We start from the raw sequence: 20425 nt of genomic DNA on the forward strand, positions 1-20425 counted from the left end.
AAAACCCGTATTGGCTTTAAAAGCTGATGCGGGTTTTTTATTCTCTCCCCCCTCAAACCAGGCATAACTCGCCTCAATATTTTGCCGGGTACGGCTCTTAACTTACATTTGTATAGCCCTGGCTGGTTTTATTTCAAATTATTTGACATCATACAGAGAATCAGGAATATGCAAAAAAACAAACATACTATAGCCCGAAAACCGACTTTGCTTCTTCTTTTACCCTTACTCTCCCTGCTTCTCTGCACCGGTACATTCGCCTTTGCCCAGGCCGACAGCTCAAAAACCCTGCAAGAAGTGACCGTCAGGGGCTTTGAAACCCGGCAGACGCCGTTGCAGACGCCTGCGGCGGTCAGCCGTATTTCCGGCGAAGACATCGGCCGTCATACGCTTTCCGACCCGCTCCCCGTTTTCAATTCACAAACGGGCATACGCATGGAAGAACGTTCTCCCGGCAGCTACCGCCTCACCCTCCGGGGGTCGTCGCTGCGCTCGCCTTTCGGTGTGAGAAACGTAAAGATTTACTGGAACGGCATCCCGATGTCAGATGCCAACGGCACCACCTATTTTAACCTGGTTGATTTTAATACGCTCGGCTCCATCGAGATTTTAAAAGGGCCTGCCGGCAGCATTTTCGGCGCCAGCTACGGAGGTGTCGTTCAGCTCAACACTCCTGCGGCCACAGCCGGTCATGAATTTACCGCCGGCATACAGGCCGGAAGCTATACTTCTTCAGCGGGCAATGCCCGGTATCAGTATGCCTCCCCAAAAATGAATATCCTGGCGGCATTTTCAGGCAGAACGTCAGACGGCTACCGTGACCATGCTGAAATGTCAGGATACAACGGCATTTTCTCCGGGTCTTTTTTCCTGAAGCAGGGCCATACCCTTACCTTCTCCTATTCGGGGGCCCATATTGACTACCAGACTCCCGGCGGACTTACCCTGGCACAGATGGAGGCCGACCGACGGGCCTCCCGCCCGGCCACGCCCACGCTGCCGTCTGCCCGTGACCAGCAGGCCGGCATTATCCAGACCTACCACCTCGCAGGCCTGACCCACGAATGGCAGGTAGCGCCCAAAACCGCGCTGACTACCACCCTGTTCTACGCCGGCAATGACCTGGCCAACCCTTTCATCACCAGCTACGAGCAACGAAATGAAAAAACCACGGGATACCGGCTGGTAGGCCGTACGGCGCTTGGGAGGATCATCTTTTATACCGGCTCGGAAGGGATATTTACCACATCCACCTTCCATGTCAATGAAAATAACTTCGGCAAAAAAGGGGCATTTCTTTACGACACCGATCTCCTCTCCCGCCAGCTTTCTCATTTTGTACAGGCACAAATCTCCCTGCCCGCACAGGTAGAAATCACCGGCGGGCTCAGCTACAATACCCAGCTTTACCGGAACGAAACCGTGGAGGCAGGCTCTCCCGCCGCCCTGTATGTCAGGGAAAGGCCCGGCTTACCCTGGAGCCCCCGCATAGCCATCCTTAAATCGCTGAATGCCAAAGCAGGCCTGTATTACACCTTCTCCAACGGCTACTCTCCTCCTACTGCGCAGGAAATGACGGCCAACTTTGAAAACGGGCATACCATCAGCCTGCTTGCCGAAAAGGGAGTAAGCCATGAGGCAGGTTTCAAATCACAATGGAACTCCATCTTCCGTACCGAAATAGCCGCATATTACCAGGTGGTCAGAAACGCCCTGGTGCGGCATGTCCTGGATAATGGCGGAGAATACTTTCAAAATACCGGGCGTATCCTCCAGAAAGGCCTGGAGATCACGAACCGGCTCACCTTTGATAACAAAGACAAGTATATCACCCATACCGACCTCCTCCTTAACCTGACCCTGAACGACTTCCGGTTCGGATCGTATGTCAATGAAGGCACAGACCTCCGGGGGAAAAAGCTGCCCGGTGCACCGGGCAGCTCCGTAGCCCTGTCGGGGAAATGGGTGCAGCGGAAAGGCGTATACCTTACGGCCGACATCAATTTCATATCCGGCATGTTCCTGAACAACCAGAATACGGTGAGCACGGAAGGCTATGCCACTACCCGGCTGAGAGCGGGCTGGAAATTTGCCATAGGGGATAAAGCCCGGGTAAACCTGTACGGCGGTGCAGACAACCTCCTGAATGAAAAATACTCGCTCGGCTTTGATTTTAATGCCATCGGTAACCGCTTTTATAACCCGGCTCCCCTGCGGAATTATCATGCCGGTGCCGGTATTACCCTTAAATTCCGGTGAGTCTCATTTAATCAGGCAGTAATTTTTCCAAATTATGCGTAAATTCGCTCCCTATTAAAATACAAAACATTTGAGTCTGGTAAATGAAGTAATCGGGTTTTTCATGAAAAGCAGGATAGGCAGAATTGAACATTTCAAGAACTATCCCATAGAAGCCCAGTCAGATGTCTTCCACAACCTGATAGACAGGGGACGTTTCACCGAATTCGGCCTGAAACACGGTTTTTCAGACATCAAAAGCATCAAAGACTTCCAGGAACGCGTTCCTGTAGTAACCTATGAAGAATACTTCCCCTGGCTCGAACGGGTGCTCAGGGGAGAAAAAAATATCACCTGGCCCTCTGAAATAACCTGGTTTTCCAAGTCATCCGGTACCACCAATGCCCGGAGCAAATTCATACCGGTCTCGGAAGAAGCCCTGCACGAGTGCAATTACAGGGGTGGAAGAGACATCCTGACCCTGTATGTGGAAAATGTACCCAACACCCAGCTTTTTACGGGGAAGTCCATTTCCATTAACGGCTCTTTGCACCCTAACCCGTACAACGAAAACGTACAGGCAGGCGACGTATCGGCCATTATCACCCGGAACCTGCCCAAGTGGGCGGAATATTTCAGAACGCCCCCTGCAGAAATTGCGCTTCTCGACAAATGGGAAGACAAGATGAAATACATGACCCGGCATTGTGTTCATGAAAACGTAGTGGCCATGCTGGGCGTACCCACCTGGGGAGTGGTGCTGATTGAACAGATCATGGAAGCGGTGGGTGCGCAAAATGCCCTCGAATTCTGGCCCAACTTCGAGGTTTTCTTTCACGGGGCCGTTTCTTTCACTCCGTACCGCTCAATGTTCAGGGAAAAGCTTTTCCCCTCCGCATCGGTAAACTACATGGAGTCGTACAATGCCTCTGAAGGTTACTTTGCCATCCAGGATGACCTCTCGCTCGAAGACCAGATGCTGCTGATGCTCGATTACGGCGTATTTTTCGAATTTCTGCCTGCCGAAGAGTGGGACAAGCCGTTTCCCCGCGCGCTCACGCTGGAAGAAGTAGAGCTTCACAAGAATTACGCGCTGGTCATCTCTACCAATGCCGGGCTATGGCGGTACAAAATAGGCGATACCGTAAAATTCACCTCCCTGTACCCTTTCCGGATAAAGATCTCCGGCCGTACCAAACATTTCATCAATGTTTTCGGCGAAGAGCTGATGGTCGAAAACGCCGATCAGGCGCTGGCCTGCGCCTGCGAAGAATCAGCCGTTGAGCTCAAAGAATATACCGCCGCTCCTATTTTTATGAGCGCTGATGCCAAAGGCGGCCACGAATGGATCATTGAGCTGGCCGCGCCTCCGAAGAACCCTGAAGCGTTTACCCGAACCCTGGATACCCGCCTGCGGGAAATAAATTCGGATTACGATGCCAAAAGACAAAAGGATATGGCCTTACAGATGCCCCTGGTTCATTTCTGCCCGCAGGGAACTTTCCTCAAATGGCTGCAGAAAAACAATAAGCTGGGCGGGCAGCACAAGGTACCCCGTTTAAGTAATGAAAGAAAACTGCTGGAAGAAATACTGGAACTGGCCGGCTGACCGGAAGAAAATTAACCCTTACTCCCACTTATAGCTCCCCGAGTCAAAATCGGAAGACTCCCTTGATTCCTCGGTATTCCTGTACTGCTCAAAGTCAATGTGCGGCAGAAGTTCATTTTTGATGTGGTTAACGGCATCCTGAAGAGCCTCAGCTACCTTGTCCAGGTCTTCTTTATAAACAAAAAGCTTGGACTTCTCAAATACAAAATCGCCGTCCTTCTGAAATCTTCTGCTTTCCGTTATCGTCAGATAGTAGTCATTTGAACGAGTGGATCTGACATCAAAAAAATAAGTTCTCTTTCCGGCCCTTATTTTCCTGGAGTATATCATTTCCTGGTCATCTCTTTCCACGCTGTCAAAATAGTTTTAGAGGTTTGTAAATGCGATCAAAAATATACTTTTATTAAAAATAAAAAAAATATTTACTTATAAAAAAATGCCTTTTTTGTATATTTGTTTTGGATATTTCTAATAATTTATAGAATATTTGTTACCGGCAAGGTAAAATAGGAAAGGGTCTGCACAATAAAATCATAAATAATGCATTGATTTGCAGTATGAAATATTTAAATAGAAAATTTTCATTGGTGTTTTTGACGATACTGATGACGTTAATACCTAATTTAAGTATTTACGCCCAAAAGGTCGATATCGGCCATATATTTAAGGGGTATGCATCGTATTATCATACCAAATTCCTTGGACGTAAAACCGCCAACGGTGAAACCTTTACCAGAGGAGCCTACACCTGCGCTCATAAATCTCTTCCCTTCGGAACGCTGATTGAAGTAGAAAATACCAAAACCGGTCGCTGGGTAATTGTACGGGTAAATGACCGCGGACCTTTCTCGCGGAACCGGGTGCTCGACCTCTCCATTGATGCGGCCAAACAATTGGGTATACTGGAAAAGGGCGTTGCCCATATTTCGGCAAAAGTGGTAGGTTTTGACGGTAACCTCGAACTGCTCCGCGACGGCATGGCCCTGGAAATCTACAATTGTTTCCTGGGCATAGGGAATAATCCGCTAAAAATTCCGTACTTGCCGGCTCAAAGAAGCTAATGTACTTTTCAGAATTTAATGCTGGAACTGGATCTTTCAAAAATCCGTGAATACGGGCGCCTCGATTTCCTGGCCAAACAGCTCGTGGAAGGTTTTATCACCGGGCTTCACAAATCTCCCTTTCACGGTTTCTCCGTAGAATTTGCCGAACACCGCCTGTATAATGCGGGCGAAAGCACCCGGCACATCGACTGGAAGGTCTTTGGTAAAACCGATAAGCTTTTTATCAAAAACTACGAAGAAGAGACCAACCTGAGGTGCCACCTCCTGCTGGATGTGTCTTCCTCCATGTATTACCCGCAAAAATCACGGGGCAAGCTCGCCTTTTCTGTACTGGCCGCTGCTGCCCTGGCCAATATGCTGCAACGCCAGCGGGATGCCGTAGGGCTGGTCACCTTCTCTGACCGGATTGAGACCCAGACCGAATGCCGGTCTACCACCACGCACCTGCAAAAAGTATTTTACGAGCTCGAACAGGTGCTCAACCGCGAAAAACGGAACCAGGCTACGGCCGTGGCCGATACGCTGCACCTGATTGCCGACAAGATCCATACCCGCTCGCTGGTGGTCATCTTCAGCGATATGTTCGAGGACGTGGAAAACAGCGAAAAGCTCTTTTCGGCCCTTCAGCATCTCAAGCACAAGAAGCACGAGGTGCTGCTGTTTCACGTCACTGAAAAAAAGACCGAAATGGCCTTTGAATTTGCCGACGGCCCCTATGAGTTCATTGATCTCGAAACCCATGAAAAGCTGAGGCTCCAGCCCGCCGATGTGCGGCAACGCTACATCAGGGCCCTCGATACCTTTTACCACGAGCTCCTGATCAAATGCGGCCAGTATAAAATTGATTTTATCGAGGCCGATATTGAAAAAGGATTTGACCCCGTGATGTCGTCTTTCCTTGCCAAAAGAGCTAAAATGCGCTGATATTACCGCTCAGCCTGAAAATAAACCCATCTTAAAAACGCGCTTGCACACCCGGACCGGCCTGTTTACCTTTGAAGAAAAAAACAAACATGTTACTGACAACAACAAATAACATTGAGGGAAGAATAATCACAGAATACAAGGCACTGGTTACCGGTGAAACCATTATCGGTGCCAATATATTCAAAGATTTTTTTGCCGGGATCCGTGATATTGTGGGTGGCCGTGCCGCCTCCTATGAAAATGTACTGCGCGAAGCCAAAGACACCGCCATCAGCGAAATGATAGAACGTGCCCGTTCTTACGGCGCCGATGCCATTATCGGCATTGACCTGGACTACGAAACCCTGGGCGAAAAAAACGGCATGATGATGGTAACGGCCTGCGGCACTGCCGTAAAACTGAACTAATGACAAAATAAGCGTGTTGTTACTCGTAGCCCGGCTTTCGAAAGAGCGCCGGGCTGTTTAATTTTGCAGTCGGGGAAGAAAAACTTCCCATCTTGAAAGTTTAGACCATGCTCTATCCCAAAAATATAGAAACCAAGCTGGGTTTTGATAAAATAAAAGAACTCCTGGAAGAAGAATGCGTAAGCTCACTGGGCAAGTCGTTCGTGGGCAAAATGCGTTTTTCCGCAAAATTCGACCAGATCCGGAAAATGATGGCTCAAACGGCGGAGTTCCGCCTGATCCTGGAAACCGAGTCGGCTTTCCCGAACCAGCATTATATTGACGTCACCGAATACCTGAAAAAGGCGGCCATTCCCGGGGCGATCATCTACGAAGAAGAATTCTTCGAGATCCGCTTATCGCTTACCACCATCCAGCAGATCATTCATTTCTTTCATAACCGGCCTGCAGAGAAATTCCCGGAGCTCCTGTCTCTGATGCAGGCAGCCCTCCCTCCTGACCGTCCCAGGGGCTGGGAAACCCTTCTGACAGAGATCACCTCAGTGATCGATGAACGGGGAAAAGTCAGGGACAACGCCTCTAAAGAGCTGTTCGATATCCGCAGGAAACTGGCCGTAGAGCAGGCCAATGTAAAGCGTACCCTCGACCGTATCTACCGGACCGCCAAAAATTCGGGGTGGATCGGTGAAGAAATGACCCTCGCCGTAAGAAACGGCCGCCTGGTGCTGCCCGTGCTTGCCGAACATAAAAGAAAGCTATCCGGTTTCGTTCACGACGAAACCTCCACCGGTAATATTGCCTATGTGGAGCCCGGTGAGGTGCTGGAAGCCAACAACGAGATCCGTGACCTTGAAATCAGGGAAAGAAGAGAAGTTTTACGGATCCTGGAGCAGCTCACCTCCCGTTTACGGCCGGAGCTGCCTGACCTCGAACGCTCGTATGTTTTTCTCGGGCTGATGGACTTCATCCGTGCCAAAGCCCGCCTGGCCATCCGTACCGACAGCACGTTTCCGCTGCTGGTGGAAGACCCGGTTGTTGACTGGCAGAATGCCCGGCACCCCCTGTTGCTGCTGGCGCACCGCAAGCAAAACAAGCCGGTGGTTCCGCTTCGCGTTTCCCTGAACAGCGAAGAACGCATACTGGTGGTTTCCGGCCCCAACGCCGGGGGGAAGTCCGTTATGCTCAAAACCATAGGACTGGTGCAGTACATGGCCCAGTGCGGTATGCTGCTCCCGGTTTCCCCCGATTCTAAAATAGGCCTTTTTAAGAGCCTCTTTATTGATATCGGTGATGAGCAGAGCATTGAAAATGACCTCAGCACGTACAGTTCCCACCTGACCAACATGCGGGAGTTTCTCCGGCATGCCGACCAGGATACCCTTTTCCTGATCGATGAATTCGGTACCGGAACCGAACCTTCGCTGGGCGGTGCCCTGGCCGAGTCTATCCTGGAGAGCTTTGCCGCCAAAAAAGCCTTTGGCGTGATCAATACGCACTATACCAACCTCAAGGTCTTTGCCGATAAAAACGAAGGCCTGCTGAACGGAGCCATGCGTTTTGATTCAGAAGAGCTGACCCCTATGTTTGAGCTGGAAATGGGTAAGCCGGGCAACTCCTTTGCATTTGAGGTAGCCCAAAAGATGGGCCTGCCCGCACATATCATTAAAAATGCCCAGCGTAAGCTCGGGAAAAACCAGATCAACTTCGAAAAGCTGCTGAAGGAGCTCGACATTGAGAAGAAAGCATTTGCCGAACAAAATGCCTTGTTGCAAAAGCAGGTTGAAGAGCTGAAAGAGCGTGCCGGGCAATACACCGCCCTGAAGAACTTCCTGGAAAGCGACAAGCAGCGCATCATTTCCCAGGCAAAAGAAGATGCCAAAAAGATAGTGCGCGACGCCAACAAAACCATTGAAAACACCATACGGCACATCAAGGAAAACAATGCTGAAAAAGAAGCTTCACGGCGGGCCCGCGAGCAGGTAAAAGAATTTGCCGAAACCGTTTTGCAGCCTGAGCCCGAAGCAGCCCCCAAAGTAATTGTTCAAAAAGCCGACGGCCCGATCATGCCCGGAGATTATGTGCGGATAAAAGGGCAGGAAGCCCTGGCCCAGGTGCTCAGCCTGAACGGCAAAGATGCAGAGATCTTACTGGGTGAGCTTAAATCCAACATCCGGCTGAACCGCCTGGAAAAAATATCCCGGAAAGAATTCCGCTCTTCGCAAAAAGAATCGGCCAAAAGCATGAAAGGAGTAGATCTCAACGAAAAAATGACGGGATTCAGCTTCAACCTCGACATCCGGGGCAAACGGGGCGAAGAGGCCCTCATAGAGGTCGATAACCTGGTTGATGACGCCATCCTGCTGGGATATCCCCAGCTCCGGATAGTTCACGGGAAAGGCGACGGTATTTTACGTAACCTGATCCGGAACCACATAAAACAATACAAGCAGGTAGGTAAAATGTACGACGAGCACGCCGACCGTGGCGGAGCCGGCGTGACCATCGTGGAAATGAAATAAACGGCTTTATTTCTTTTTCCCCTTAAAGGTGTTTCCCGCGTATTCGACCTCTATCCCGGTGATCCTCCCGGTGGCGTCCCGTTTAAATACAACGCCACCGCTGGCGGCGGTCATCTGGAAAGAATCTTTTACATCTGTAGCCATCAGCTGCGAGCCGCCTATGCTGGCCTCTATACCCAGGGTTCCGTTCTGAACCGTAATATTCACCTCCGATACCTCAGAGCTCCCCTCCAGGCTGTATTTCCCTGCATATTCATCAAAAGAAATGCCTTCTTTCGCCCCTTCAAAACTGCTCCCGTTAAAGCTTACCACCAGCCGTATCACCTTCCCCGATGTCTCCCGCACAAATTTTAAAAGCGCTTCGTAATTGTCTTCGGTAAATTCATCGGCTGTGCCCGACGGTACGATCTGTCCTTTCCCCACGCCTTCGGCATCGGCCATGAATGCCCCGTTTTCGTAAGAAATCACGATCTGTGCAAAGGGAGTACCCTGGAATTTATAGACCCCGGTATAGTCATTTGGATTGGGCTGCTGTGCCTTCAGCGCAAAAGAAAGGATTAAAAATCCTGTCAGAGCTACTAGTTTTTTCATCTCTTTTAAGGTTGTAATTTTTTAATTTTTAGATAAATTAACCAAATTTAAACAACATTACCACATAAATTATCTCCTGCCTCCGCTTTTTCCGTCACACCTTCTATTTTTGCGGTAAATCATTGACCATGGCCAAAGTAACCGAACATATTGCCAACAGTAAAGGGCAGCCCCTGTTCTCTATTGAGATCATTCCTCCTGTGAAAGGCGGAAAAATCGACGAGCTTCTTAACGACATTACTCCGTTGATGGAGCTAAAGCCCAAATTTGTGGACGTTACTTATCACCGGGAAGAATACCTCAGCCAGACACGCGACGACGGCACCGTGATTCAGGTCAAAACCCGCAAAAGACCGGGAACCGTAGGCATCTGCGCCGCCCTGATGCACAAATTTGATACCGACCCCGTGCCCCATGTACTGTGTGGCGGGTTCACCCGCGACGATACCGAAGACCTGCTCATTGACCTGAATTACCTGGGCATAGAAAACGTGATGGCCCTGCGCGGTGACCATGCCAAGCCTTTTACCTCTTTCAAACCCCGGAAAGGCGGCCATGCCTATGCTTCCGAGCTCATTACACAGATCCGGGAAATGAACGAAGGAAAATACCTTCATCAAACCTCCGAGTACCTGAACAACTCCGACTTCTGTATCGGCGCAGCGGCTTATCCTGAAAAGCACTTCGAGGCAGAAAGCTCACGGGTAGATTTCGAGCACCTTAAGCAAAAAGTAGCCCGCGGCGCCGACTACCTGGTTACCCAGATGTTTTTTGATAACCGGAAATATTTTGATTTCGTGGAAAAATGCCGTACCCATGGCATCAACGTCCCGATTATTCCCGGCCTCAAAATCCTCTCCACCAAAAAGCAGCTGGAGGTACTTCCCAGGTTGTTTTATCTCAACATCCCTGAAGAATTTGCTACCGCCATCCGGCAATGCAAAGACGATAAGGAGGTTCGTAAGGTCGGTATCGAATGGTGCATCCGGCAATGCCGCGAACTTAAAGCCTTCGGTGTACCGGCTCTGCATTTTTACACCATGAGCAAATCTACCACTACCCTTGCCGTAGCCCGGGAAGTATTTTAAAGAGCACAGATTTTCCGGTCAGATGGACTGTTATTTACGGGCAAAACATCATTCTTCATTACTAATGAACAATAATATTCATTACTAATGAATATTATTAATTATTACCAACAAATTATATTATTTAATAGTACTGGATAATATTGTTCATTACTATTAAATAAATGAATATATTTGTATTTGATATCTTATTAAGATGCTGTTAGATAGCCAGATAAATGAAGTAGCCGACCGTCAGAAAAAAACATTTCTGGACAGAAATACGGGCGTTTTGAGAGAAAAACGGCAGGAAATAACCCTGTATGAGAACTTCGTAACGGTTATAACGGGGGTCAGACGGGGTGGAAAAAGCACGCTGATGCTCCAGTTACTGGAAAATGCGACAGAAGGGGTATTCTTCCTGAACTTCGAAGATCCCCGCCTGGCCGGTTTCGACCCGGATGATTTTTCAAGGCTCGACACCGTTATAGAGAAAGCAGGTGCCCGGATATTATTTTTCGACGAGATCCAGATGCTTACTCATTGGGAGGGATATGTCCGTCAAAAGCTGGACGAAAGCTTCCGGGTGGTGGTCACGGGCTCCAATGCTACTCTTTTGAGCCGGGAGCTGGGCACCAAACTCACCGGAAGGAATCTCCCATATGAGCTGTTCCCTTTTTCTTACCGGGAATTCCTGGCCTTCAGTTCCCGCGAAAATTCCGATAGCAGTGTCCTGTACTACCTGGAGCACGGCGGCTTTCCTGAATACCTGAAGACCGGGAACGGCGTAGTACTCAACCGGCTTCTCGAAGATATCCTGATGAAAGACATCGCGGTACGGTACGGGCTCAGGGATGTCAACTCCTTGCGCCAGCTAGCCGTTTACCTCCTCTCCAATATAGGCAAACCGGTATCAGCCACAGGGCTCAAAAACCTCTTTGATCTCCGTTCACCGGCTACTATACTCGAGTATTTTTCCTACCTGGAAAATACCTATGTAGTACAGTTTATGCCCAAATTCAGCTATTCGTTAAAGGTACAGATACGAAATCCCAGAAAAGTATATGCCATAGATATGGGCCTGTTTACCCATAACTCCATCGTTTTTACCGATGAAGCCGGCAGACGCCTGGAAAACACCGTTTACCTGCATCTCCGGAGAAAATACACCGAACTCTACTACTTCCAGGATCAAAGGGAATGTGATTTCATCGCCGTCTATAAAGGGAAACCTGTAGAAATCCTGCAGGTATGTTACGAATTAACGGATCTTAACAGGAACAGGGAATTTACGGGGTTAAAAGAGGCCCTCGACTTCTTTAAAGAAGAAAAGGGACGGATTATCACCTTTCACCAGAAGGATACCTTTAAGTTTCACGGGAAGGTGATCGAGGTGGTGCCGCTGAAAGAGTTTCTGATGGAATAAGAATAGGCTGTAATGACCCTTGGCCACCGGCAGAGGACATGAAAAGAGGCGCCCGGAATTACCCGGACGCCTCTTTTACCGTATTGCAATTTAGTTCACTGACACCAGCTCCAGCTCGAAATTGAGCTCCTGGCCGGCCAGCGGATGGTTGGCATCCAGGCGCACATAGGCGTCTGTCACTTCCCGGATAATGACCGGAACCGCTCTTTGTCCGTCATGCATATTGAGGGTTTCACCTACCACCAGCGGAATATCCGCCGGGATATCCGCCCGGTCAAAGTTAAAAACCATTTCTTCGCTGGCGGGACCGTAAGCGTCTTCTACCGCAATATGGATAGATTTCTTTTCACCCACTTCCATTCCCTGCACGCCTTCATCAAAACCTTTGATGACCATACCGCTGCCTACTTCAAATTCCAGTGGCTCACGGCCTTCTGAAGAGTCGAAAAGCGTACCGTCGTTCAAGGTTCCTTTGTAGTGGATGGCTACTTTATCTCCTGATTTTACCATTTTATTCGATTTTAGTTTACTATTAATATGCTTTGGCAAATATAACCCTGCCCCGGGAAGGCTGACCGGAATAAACACAACAGCCCTCTTCTTCGGTAAAGTCTAAAGGAATACAACGTATGGTAGCCTTTGTGAGTTCCTTGATTTTCTCTTCGGTTTCCGAAGTGCCGTCCCAATGCGCCAAAAGGAAGCCCCCTTCCTCAATTTGCCGGGTAAATTCTTCCCAGGTATCCACCTTAAAGGTATGCTCCTTCCTGAATTTCAGCGCTTTGTTGTAGATATTGGACTGGATGTCATCCAGCAGCGCCACCAGGTAGTCATAAAGGCCGTCAAGCGACACCGTTTCTTTGCTCAGCGTATCTCTCCGGGCTACTTCCACCTGGTTATTTTCCAGGTCCCTGGCTCCTACCGCAATGCGCACAGGCACTCCTTTGAGCTCATATTCTGCAAATTTCCAGCCGGGCCGGGCCGAATCGTCGTCGTCAAATTTAACACTTACCCCGTGCGACTTCAGCTCGTTAATCAACGGCAGAAGCCGGTCGTAAATGGCGTTCAGCTGCTCTTCTCCTTTATAAATGGGCACGATCACCACCTGGATAGGGGCCAGCCTGGGAGGCAGCACCAGGCCCAGGTCATCGGAATGCGCCATGATCAGCGCTCCCATCAGGCGTGTGCTCACACCCCATGACGTTCCCCAAACATATTCCAGGTTACCGTTTTTATCCTGGAACTTCACATCAAAGGCTTTGGCAAAATTCTGTCCCAGGAAGTGGCTTGTACCGGCCTGCAGCGCTTTGCCATCCTGCATCATCGCCTCAATACACAGGGTGTCATCGGCACCTGCAAAACGCTCGTTCGGGGTTTTCCGTCCTCTTAGTACGGGTACGGCCATCCACTCTTCTGCAAATTTTGCGTATACTTCCAGCATCTGCGCCGTTTCCGAAACCGCCTCGTCGCGGGTAGCGTGGGCGGTATGCCCTTCCTGCCAGAGAAACTCCGCCGTGCGCAGGAAGATCCGTGTACGCATTTCCCACCGGACCACATTGGCCCACTGGTTGATCAGGATGGGCAGGTCGCGGTGCGACTGCACCCAGTTTTTATAGCTGTTCCAGATGACGGTCTCCGAGGTAGGTCTTACAATCAGCTCCTCTTCCAGCTTCGCTTCCGGGTCTACAATCACTCCTTCTCCGCCCGGGTCATTCTTCAGGCGGTAATGCGTAATTACGGCACATTCTTTCGCAAAACCCTCTACGTGAGAGGCTTCTTTGGAAAGAAATGATTTGGGAATAAAAAGCGGGAAATAGGCATTGGTATGGCCGGTTTCCTTAAACATATCGTCAAGCGCACGCTGCATCTTCTCCCAGATGGCATATCCGTAGGGTTTGATGACCATGCAGCCCCTGACCGCAGAGTTTTCTGCCAGGTTAGCTCTTTTTACCAGCTCATTATACCATTCTGAGTAATTCTCACTTCGGGTAGGTAATGATTTCGACATCTTCTGATTGTTAAATTTGTACGGTTTACCGTCTCTCTTCGTTAATTATTAACATGGGAATTTGCAAAGATAAGTTATATAATTACATTTGTAATACTTAAAAATGGCTTTATCAGGAGCGAAAAAAAAATGTTAAAGGCATACAAACCTTTCTGCATGATTTCAGTCTAATAAGTAAAGCGATAGATTTTAAGATTTTTAAATATATTTACGACTATGAAAATCAACAGATTAGCATTGTTTTTAGGAGCGGGGGTGTTGATGGCCTCATGTACCGGTAAATCTGTTCCTTCCAAAACAGATACCGATGACATGTATGTGAAGTCGGGTGATGTGGTGCTTCCCGGTGCAGTAGCTGCCAGCCGTACACAGGCTCCTGCGGCTGTTCCTTATGACGACAGCTATGACCCTGCTACCGAAGGCTTCCAGGGAGGTACTGATGAGTATTTCGATGAGAATTACCTCAGCAGCAAAGACCTGAAAAGAAAAGTAGGTGCCAATGCCGGCTATTCTGACGGCTATGCCGACGGTTACAGCCAGGGCTGGTCTGATAATTCCTGGACCTATGCCGGAGCAGGCAGGTTCATGAATTCGCCTTTCGGCTATTACAATTCGTTCTACCCTTCTATGCGTTCAGGATTCTACATGTCTTACTCGCCCTATTTCGGAAGTTACCTGGGTATGAGCATGGGCATGGGCTGGGGATCCAGATGGGGCGGCGGATGGTATGATCCGTGGGATCCTTTCTACAGCTCATACGCTTACGGATGGGGCGGTTATCCGTACTACGGCTACAACTCATTCTACTCTCCATGGGGCTATAACCCATACTATGATTACTACGGATGGGGCGGTTACCGCAATCCTTATTACGGATACCAAACCGTTTACGTGAATAATATTTATAACGGAAGAACCGTGAGGCAAAGAAATGCCAGCCTGGCCAACAGCAGGTACAATGACCGCCTGGTAAGCAGAACTTCTGCCCAGAATGCCCGTGTGGCAGCGGTAGACAGGAGCTCACGCTCGGCAATAGGCAGAACCGCCGGCAGTTCGGCAAGAGAAATTAATTCGGCTGCCCGTATGGGGGCTACCGACCGGAGCAGCATCAGCCGGAGCTCGGGCACAAGAAGCTACGATTCGTATACCCGAAGCAGCAGCCCGGTTAACTCCGGACGTGCATCGCAGTCAGCCGGATCACGGGTGAACAGCTCTTCAAGCCGGGGCGGAAGCTATTCGCCGGCCAGCCGTCAGAGCCCTTCTACTTACAGCCGGGGCAGCGAACGGAGCTCGTCGCCTTCGTATAACAGCGGAAGCAGGACTTCCTCGCCGTCATACAACAGCGGCAGCAGAAGCTCATCGCCTTCGTATTCAGCTCCTTCCCGCTCTTCTTCTTCCTCCGGTAGCAGCTCTTCCGGAAGCAGTAGCAGCAGAAGTAGTAGCGGTAGCAGCAGAGGCCGCGGATAATATTAAACAGGAACATAATTTTACTCCCCGCTGATTAACCAATTCCGTTCATTGGCGGGGATCTTTTTTTCCATAATTGCAATGAAAAAGTTAATTTTAACAGGCCTGACAGGATTAGCCTTCTGTTTAACGGCTAACGCGCAGGGGACCGATGAACCTTTCTTTCATCTGAGAAAGTACTACACACAGGGCAACTACGGCACGGCTCGCAGCCAGGCCATGGGAGGCGCTTTTACCGCTTTGGGCGGGGATCTGAGCAACACGTATATTAACCCGGCGGGACTGGGTTTTTATAACCGTTCCGAGTTTTCAGGCACCTTTAACTTCATAGGCAGCAAAAATACAGCTACCTATATTGATCAGTCGACCACCGAAAACCGATCACCGCTGGATATCGGTCAGCTGGGTGTGGTATTTTCAAGAGAAGGTACGGGCTCCCGCTTAAAGAAAGGCAACTTCGGGATTTCCTACAGCACCCTCGCCTCCTTCTCCAATAGCTATTCGTTCAGGGGGAGCAACAATGCACACTCTATCTCCGATTCTTTTGCCGAACTGGCCAACGGGTCGGGCTTAACACCCAAGGAGATCGCAGACGACTACGACAAATACGGGAATGCCCCTGACGGCTTCTCTATGGCCCTGATGGGCGGCTTATTGTTCTACGATCAGGGACGTTACCTGGTGAATGAAGAAGCTCTTCCGGTAAGCCAGTCGGGGAAAGTGACGGAATCCGGTAACCTGGGACAGCTGAATGTGAGCTACGGGGCCAATTTTGACGACAAAACGTACATCGGGGCCGGCCTGGGGATACAAACCCTGCGGTTTGACCGGTCTACTTCCTTTGACGAAAAGTTCCCTTCCAATGCACAGTACCTCAGGTCCCAGTATTACGACAATGAGCTGAGCATCAACGGCACAGGCCTCAACCTGACCGTAGGGGTCATCCAGCGGCTCAACGACCACCTGAACCTGGGCGCCACCATCACCACTCCTACTTTACTATGGCTCACCGACAGCTTTATCCAGTATGCCGGCGTAGACCCGATCACGTCTGATGCCATCTTATACGACAGGGATGCCCGGACAGCGCTTGATGAGTTCAAATACCGGGTAGTATCACCTTTAAAGGCTAATGTAGGCCTCAGTGCCTTCCTGCCGCAGAAAATAGGTGTGGTCAGCGTAGAGGCCGAGTATGTGGGCTTCAGCCGGATGAACATCAAAGACAAGAATTCAGCGGCCTGGTCAGACGGGCAGAACGGAAGCATCCAGGACGAATACAAAGACGTGGTCAATCTGAAAGCCGGGGTTGAATTGCGGAAAGGCATAGGAAGGCTGCGGGGCGGTATAAACCTCATTAATGATCCGCTGCGGTACGCTTCTGATTTTAACGTCAAGAAAAATGCCGTCGTAGGAAGTGCAGGTGTAGGTATCCGGACTGCCAATTTCTTTGCTGATCTCTCCTACTCGCGGTATGTCAGCACCGGTGCGTACAACCCGTATATCCTGGATGACGCAAGCCACAACTCGGTTTTGTTCCGCCAGGTAAGAAGTACCGTAGGAATAACCGTGGGATCATTCTTTTAACAGGGTATACGACAGGTAACATTTAATATCATTGAGGGCCGGGTATCCGGCCCTTTTTTTACGGTCTTTCAGATTCTGCCGGGCCTTTATTCATAGACCGGCGCTAAACCTCCGGACTACATTCGAGGGGTATAGCTTATTGGGTTACCTGGTACCCGATGAGGCTGATAGCGCGTTTTCCGGGAACAGCCTGGTAAACAAAGATCTCGTAGGTATTGCCCGCCTGCTGGAAGTTGCCTTCAAAATAGCTGCGGTCTGTTTCACCCGTAAGCGTGTTCTGCAGGCCGAAGGCGAAGTCGTAAACGCCGTTTTTAAGGAGCAGTACATGCTGCAGAAAGCCTGATTCTGCATCAAATTCCAGGGGCAGGTACTGCCAGTCGGTCAGCTTTCCGTAAAGCACGGGTTCGGTGTTATCGGGGTAGTGGCCGGGCGTCAGCCGGAAAAATACGTTTACGTAATCCGAGCCGGTGTCGGCATCGCCGCCGTCGCGGTTGGCGATCACCAGGCCACCGTCATTGTCATAGGCATCCACAAAGTTGGTTCCGGAGCGGCTCAGCTGGGGGTTGGTGAAGACGTCGTCAGGCCTGCCGCGAACGATCTCTTTCACGTTCTGTCCCCGGCTGATGTTGCTGCTGATATCCAGGTAACGGAATTCATTTCCGGCAGGAAAGAGATAGTCATTATTGAAGGGCTGGAGGGTAAAGGTGTTTCTCCCCGAGCTTGCCAGGTCGTCGTTATTCACTTCTTTCCACTGGTTCCGGTTAAACCGCAGGTACACTTTCAGCTCACGCCGGGGGATACCGATCCGGTAATTGCCCAGGTCTATTTTGAGATCGAGCTGCTGATGGGTTTTCCAGAATTCAGGGTCGCGGGCCGGGTTCACAGAGGCAACGATATTGACCTGGTTTTCGTAAATCCAGAATTTCCTTTGCACAACCAGCTCGTCATTTTCAAAGAGCTGGAGTACAAAATTACCGGAAATGGTGGGTTTAGGTACTACAAAACGGTAGTGATAGTACGGCACTTTGGTGTTTTGAGAGACCTGGAAGTCGTTCAGGAAAAATTCATTGATGCCGGTGAGGTATTCCATGTCGAGCAGGCGTGAGCGGGTCCAGTCTGCCTCACAATGCATGATTCTCACCTTATACTGGGAGAACCGGGCCCGGAGGTCATCAAATTCCAGGACGATCTGCTGGCCTGCATTCTGAAGGTCGGCCACCGGCGGGTTCAGGTAACGCGTTTCCGGCCGGTCGCCCCGGGCAAATGCATACAGGGTGATGGTTTTCAGCGACTCGCTTTGGGTAAACTCTTCATACGGCTGCTGCGCCCGGCTTTCTCCCGAAAGCAGCAGGATCACGGCGATGATGGCTCTCTTCATGTGTATAAACTTTAAGCTATGAGCTGAGAACTGCTGATAGCTCTTAGCTGACGGCTGATAACTCATGGCTATTTCACCGGGCTTCATCCAGCTCGGTAACTTTCATTTCCCATAACCCGTGCAGGTCTTCCAGCCGGGTTTTCGATTCGGTATAACGCCGGTTCAGCTGTTTCAGCCTGCTTTCGTCTGAAAATATTTCTTCCCGGGTCATTTCCAGCTCCAGCTGAGACACTTCTTCTTCTTTCCGGGTAATCTCCTCCTCGATCTGCCCGATTTCCTTCTCCAGCTTTTTCAGATCGGTAGCCGAAGCCTGAACCGGGGCCTTTTTTCCGGCCGAAGCGGCCGGTTTTGCGGCTTTCTTCACCGGCTCATCCAGGGTTCTGCCCTGCTCTTCCATCCAGGTGGCAAATTCCTCGTAGCTGCCGGGGTATTGCTTTATTTCGTTATCTTCAATGTACCATACCTTGTTGGAGACCTGCGAGATAAAATGGCGGTCGTGCGAGACCACCACATAGGTGCCTTCATACTGATCCAGCGCCTGCACCAGGATATTGACCGACTGCATGTCGAGGTGGTTGGTAGGCTCATCCAGCAGCAGGAAATTGGCTTCGGAGATCAGGATCTTGGCCAGCGCCACACGCGACTTCTCCCCGCCGGAGAGTACCTTGATCTTTTTGAAGACCTCATCGCCGGTAAAGAGGAAACAGCCCAAAACCGACCGGAGCTCGGTTTCGCTCTTGGAGCCGTCGGCATACTTCAGCTCTTCGAGAAGGGTTTCATCGAGGTGCAGCGATTCCAGCTGGTGCTGGGCATAGAAGGAGAAATTAACGTTATGGCCCAGCTTGCGCTCTCCCTGCACAGGCTCGGTGCCGGCAATGATGCGCAGTAGGGTGGATTTTCCTTTCCCGTTTGCACCGATCAGCACGATCTTATCGCCGCGCTCTATGGTAGCAGAGGTATTTTTTAAGATGACCTTATCGCCGTAAGCTTTGGATACATGGTTCAGCTCCATCACATGCCGGCCGGGCTGGGTACCGAATTTAAACCGGAAATGCACCCTGGCCGTTTCATCAATGACATCGTCAATGAGCTCCATACGGTTCAGGGCTTTCACCCTCGACTGCACCTGCCGGGCCTTGGTGGCCTTGGCTTTAAATCTTTCTATAAAGCGCTCGGTTTGCCGTATCTGCGCCTGCTGGTTCTCAAATGCGCCTTTCTGAATCTCGTTCCGGAGCGCTTTTTCTTCTACAAAAAAGCTGTAGTTGCCGGGATAATAAACCAGCTTGTTGTTGGTTACCTCCACGGTAATAGTACATACGTTATCCAGGAACTGGCGGTCATGGGAAACCACGATCACCGCATTTTCATAGTTGGCGATGTATTTTTCCACCCATTGGATGGAAGGAAGGTCGAGGTGGTTGGTGGGCTCATCCAGCAGCAGCACCGAAGGCCTGGACAGCAGCAGCTTGGCCAGCATGACACGCATCCGCCACCCCCCGGAGAATTCTTTCAGGGGCTTGGAGAGCTCTTCTGTACGGAAACCCAGTCCTTCCAGTATTTCTTCTGCTTTCGACTGGATGGTATAGCCGTCCAGCAGGTCAAATTCATGCTGGAGCGTGCCCAGCTTTTCTACCAGCTCATCGCGGTAGTTGGTTTCCATCTCATGAAGCACCACATCTATTTCTTTCTGAAGCTGCAGCTCCCGCTCAAACCCTTCCATGGCCACGGTAAGAATGGAATCTTCGGTCTGGTAAGACAGCAGGTCCTGGTTCAGGAAGCCGATGGTACAGTCGCCTGATTTCGAGATACTGCCCGCATCGGGCTGGTATTCGCCCACAATCAGCTTCAGCAGGGTGGATTTCCCTTTCCCGTTCAGGCCGATCAGCCCGATCTTGTCTTTGGGTTTCACCTGCAGGTTGGCATCTTCAAAAATGGCCCTGCCTCCGAAATAAAACGACAGGTTATTAATATTCAGCATAGGATAACAAAAAAGTCTACAAAATTACACGGTTACGGTCAATTCTCAGGGGTTTTGTGCGGATATAAAACAAAAACGCCGGCATAACCAGCCGGCCCTTTGCAATTAACCCTAACCATTATAGAATATTTATTTATCCGTTTTCCGTGATTTCATCATGTTTAT

General features: G+C 50.1%; 16 protein-coding genes. 10 read left to right on the forward strand and 6 right to left on the reverse strand.

Features of this window, described 5'->3' with window-relative positions:
- Positions 1-207: 207 nt before the first annotated feature.
- On the forward strand, positions 208-2259 hold the full coding sequence (locus tag AB2U10_RS00915) for a TonB-dependent receptor (RefSeq protein ID WP_367914278.1): 2052 nt from the start codon (positions 208-210) through the stop codon (positions 2257-2259).
- A gap of 70 nt (positions 2260-2329) precedes the next feature.
- Positions 2330-3847 carry a GH3 auxin-responsive promoter family protein gene (locus tag AB2U10_RS00920; protein WP_367914277.1) on the forward strand — a complete coding sequence of 506 codons (1518 nt, stop codon included), beginning with the start codon at positions 2330-2332 and terminating at the stop codon, positions 3845-3847.
- Between the two features lie 18 nt (positions 3848-3865).
- Here the strand turns inward: AB2U10_RS00920 and AB2U10_RS00925 are convergent, their stop codons facing one another.
- Complete coding sequence (locus AB2U10_RS00925) at positions 3866-4198, reverse strand: DUF3276 family protein (protein WP_367914276.1); 333 nt, start codon at positions 4196-4198, stop codon at positions 3866-3868.
- 254 nt (positions 4199-4452) lie between these two features.
- Here AB2U10_RS00925 and AB2U10_RS00930 point away from each other — a divergent pair, with 254 nt between their 5' ends.
- The 4 genes from AB2U10_RS00930 (at position 4453) to AB2U10_RS00945 (ending at position 8764) form a co-directional block, all read left to right on the forward strand.
- Positions 4453-4908 (forward strand): septal ring lytic transglycosylase RlpA family protein, encoded by a 456-nt coding sequence (locus AB2U10_RS00930; protein WP_367914275.1) that lies wholly within the window; start codon positions 4453-4455, stop codon positions 4906-4908.
- 18 nt (positions 4909-4926) lie between these two features.
- Complete coding sequence (locus AB2U10_RS00935; RefSeq protein WP_367914274.1) at positions 4927-5835, forward strand: DUF58 domain-containing protein; 909 nt, start codon at positions 4927-4929, stop codon at positions 5833-5835.
- An 89-nt stretch (positions 5836-5924) separates the two neighbouring features.
- A complete protein-coding gene (locus AB2U10_RS00940) occupies positions 5925-6245 on the forward strand; it encodes a heavy metal-binding domain-containing protein (protein WP_367914273.1) in 321 nt (106 codons plus the stop codon).
- Between the two features lie 107 nt (positions 6246-6352).
- A complete protein-coding gene (locus AB2U10_RS00945; RefSeq protein ID WP_367914272.1) occupies positions 6353-8764 on the forward strand; it encodes an endonuclease MutS2 in 2412 nt (803 codons plus the stop codon).
- A 6-nt stretch (positions 8765-8770) separates the two neighbouring features.
- Here AB2U10_RS00945 and AB2U10_RS00950 read toward each other — a convergent pair whose 3' ends face one another.
- Positions 8771-9355 (reverse strand): hypothetical protein, encoded by a 585-nt coding sequence (locus tag AB2U10_RS00950; RefSeq protein WP_367914271.1) that lies wholly within the window; start codon positions 9353-9355, stop codon positions 8771-8773.
- A gap of 128 nt (positions 9356-9483) precedes the next feature.
- Here AB2U10_RS00950 and AB2U10_RS00955 point away from each other — a divergent pair, with 128 nt between their 5' ends.
- Positions 9484-10443 carry a methylenetetrahydrofolate reductase gene (locus tag AB2U10_RS00955; protein ID WP_367914270.1) on the forward strand — a complete coding sequence of 320 codons (960 nt, stop codon included), beginning with the start codon at positions 9484-9486 and terminating at the stop codon, positions 10441-10443.
- Between the two features lie 196 nt (positions 10444-10639).
- Positions 10640-11848 (forward strand): ATP-binding protein, encoded by a 1209-nt coding sequence (locus AB2U10_RS00960; RefSeq protein WP_367914269.1) that lies wholly within the window; start codon positions 10640-10642, stop codon positions 11846-11848.
- Positions 11849-11938: 90 nt separating this feature from the next.
- Here the strand turns inward: AB2U10_RS00960 and AB2U10_RS00965 are convergent, their stop codons facing one another.
- Together AB2U10_RS00965 and proS are read right to left on the reverse strand one after the other, a co-directional pair.
- A complete protein-coding gene (locus AB2U10_RS00965) occupies positions 11939-12358 on the reverse strand; it encodes an FKBP-type peptidyl-prolyl cis-trans isomerase (protein WP_367914268.1) in 420 nt (139 codons plus the stop codon).
- A 22-nt stretch (positions 12359-12380) separates the two neighbouring features.
- Entirely contained in the window at positions 12381-13853 is a 1473-nt protein-coding gene (gene proS / locus AB2U10_RS00970) for a proline--tRNA ligase (protein ID WP_367914267.1), read from the reverse strand.
- Between the two features lie 216 nt (positions 13854-14069).
- On the opposite strand from proS, the gene AB2U10_RS00975 reads away from it, so the two are divergent.
- Both AB2U10_RS00975 and AB2U10_RS00980 read left to right on the forward strand, forming a co-directional pair.
- The gene (locus AB2U10_RS00975; RefSeq protein WP_367914266.1) at positions 14070-15320 is read left to right on the forward strand and encodes a hypothetical protein; all 1251 of its coding nucleotides are present in this window, start codon (positions 14070-14072) and stop codon (positions 15318-15320) included.
- Positions 15321-15401: 81 nt separating this feature from the next.
- Entirely contained in the window at positions 15402-16904 is a 1503-nt protein-coding gene (locus AB2U10_RS00980) for a hypothetical protein (protein ID WP_367914265.1), read from the forward strand.
- Positions 16905-17040: 136 nt separating this feature from the next.
- On the opposite strand, the gene AB2U10_RS00985 is transcribed toward AB2U10_RS00980, so the two are convergent.
- Both AB2U10_RS00985 and AB2U10_RS00990 read right to left on the reverse strand, forming a co-directional pair.
- A complete protein-coding gene (locus AB2U10_RS00985) occupies positions 17041-18282 on the reverse strand; it encodes a type IX secretion system plug protein (protein WP_367914264.1) in 1242 nt (413 codons plus the stop codon).
- A 73-nt stretch (positions 18283-18355) separates the two neighbouring features.
- A complete protein-coding gene (locus AB2U10_RS00990; protein ID WP_367914263.1) occupies positions 18356-20260 on the reverse strand; it encodes an ABC-F family ATP-binding cassette domain-containing protein in 1905 nt (634 codons plus the stop codon).
- Positions 20261-20425 lie beyond the last annotated feature (165 nt).

It is taken from the genome of Leadbetterella sp. DM7, assembly GCF_040829825.2.
Classification (GTDB): Bacteria; Bacteroidota; Bacteroidia; order Cytophagales; family Spirosomataceae; genus Leadbetterella.

Excerpts from the sequence above, each read along its gene's own strand:
- proS (WP_367914267.1), bottom strand. The coding sequence starts at position 13,853 with ATGTCGAAATCATTACCTACCCGAAGTGAGAATTACTCAGAATGGTAT.
- AB2U10_RS00975 (WP_367914266.1), top strand. The coding sequence starts at position 14,070 with ATGAAAATCAACAGATTAGCATTGTTTTTAGGAGCGGGGGTGTTGATG.
- AB2U10_RS00980 (WP_367914265.1), top strand. The coding sequence starts at position 15,402 with ATGAAAAAGTTAATTTTAACAGGCCTGACAGGATTAGCCTTCTGTTTA.
- AB2U10_RS00940 (WP_367914273.1), top strand. The coding sequence starts at position 5,925 with ATGTTACTGACAACAACAAATAACATTGAGGGAAGAATAATCACAGAA.
- AB2U10_RS00960 (WP_367914269.1), top strand. The coding sequence starts at position 10,640 with ATGCTGTTAGATAGCCAGATAAATGAAGTAGCCGACCGTCAGAAAAAA.
- AB2U10_RS00950 (WP_367914271.1), bottom strand. The coding sequence starts at position 9,355 with ATGAAAAAACTAGTAGCTCTGACAGGATTTTTAATCCTTTCTTTTGCG.
- AB2U10_RS00985 (WP_367914264.1), bottom strand. The coding sequence starts at position 18,282 with ATGAAGAGAGCCATCATCGCCGTGATCCTGCTGCTTTCGGGAGAAAGC.
- AB2U10_RS00965 (WP_367914268.1), bottom strand. The coding sequence starts at position 12,358 with ATGGTAAAATCAGGAGATAAAGTAGCCATCCACTACAAAGGAACCTTG.
- AB2U10_RS00945 (WP_367914272.1), top strand. The coding sequence starts at position 6,353 with ATGCTCTATCCCAAAAATATAGAAACCAAGCTGGGTTTTGATAAAATA.
- AB2U10_RS00990 (WP_367914263.1), bottom strand. The coding sequence starts at position 20,260 with ATGCTGAATATTAATAACCTGTCGTTTTATTTCGGAGGCAGGGCCATT.
- AB2U10_RS00930 (WP_367914275.1), top strand. The coding sequence starts at position 4,453 with ATGACGTTAATACCTAATTTAAGTATTTACGCCCAAAAGGTCGATATC.
- AB2U10_RS00935 (WP_367914274.1), top strand. The coding sequence starts at position 4,927 with ATGCTGGAACTGGATCTTTCAAAAATCCGTGAATACGGGCGCCTCGAT.
- AB2U10_RS00955 (WP_367914270.1), top strand. The coding sequence starts at position 9,484 with ATGGCCAAAGTAACCGAACATATTGCCAACAGTAAAGGGCAGCCCCTG.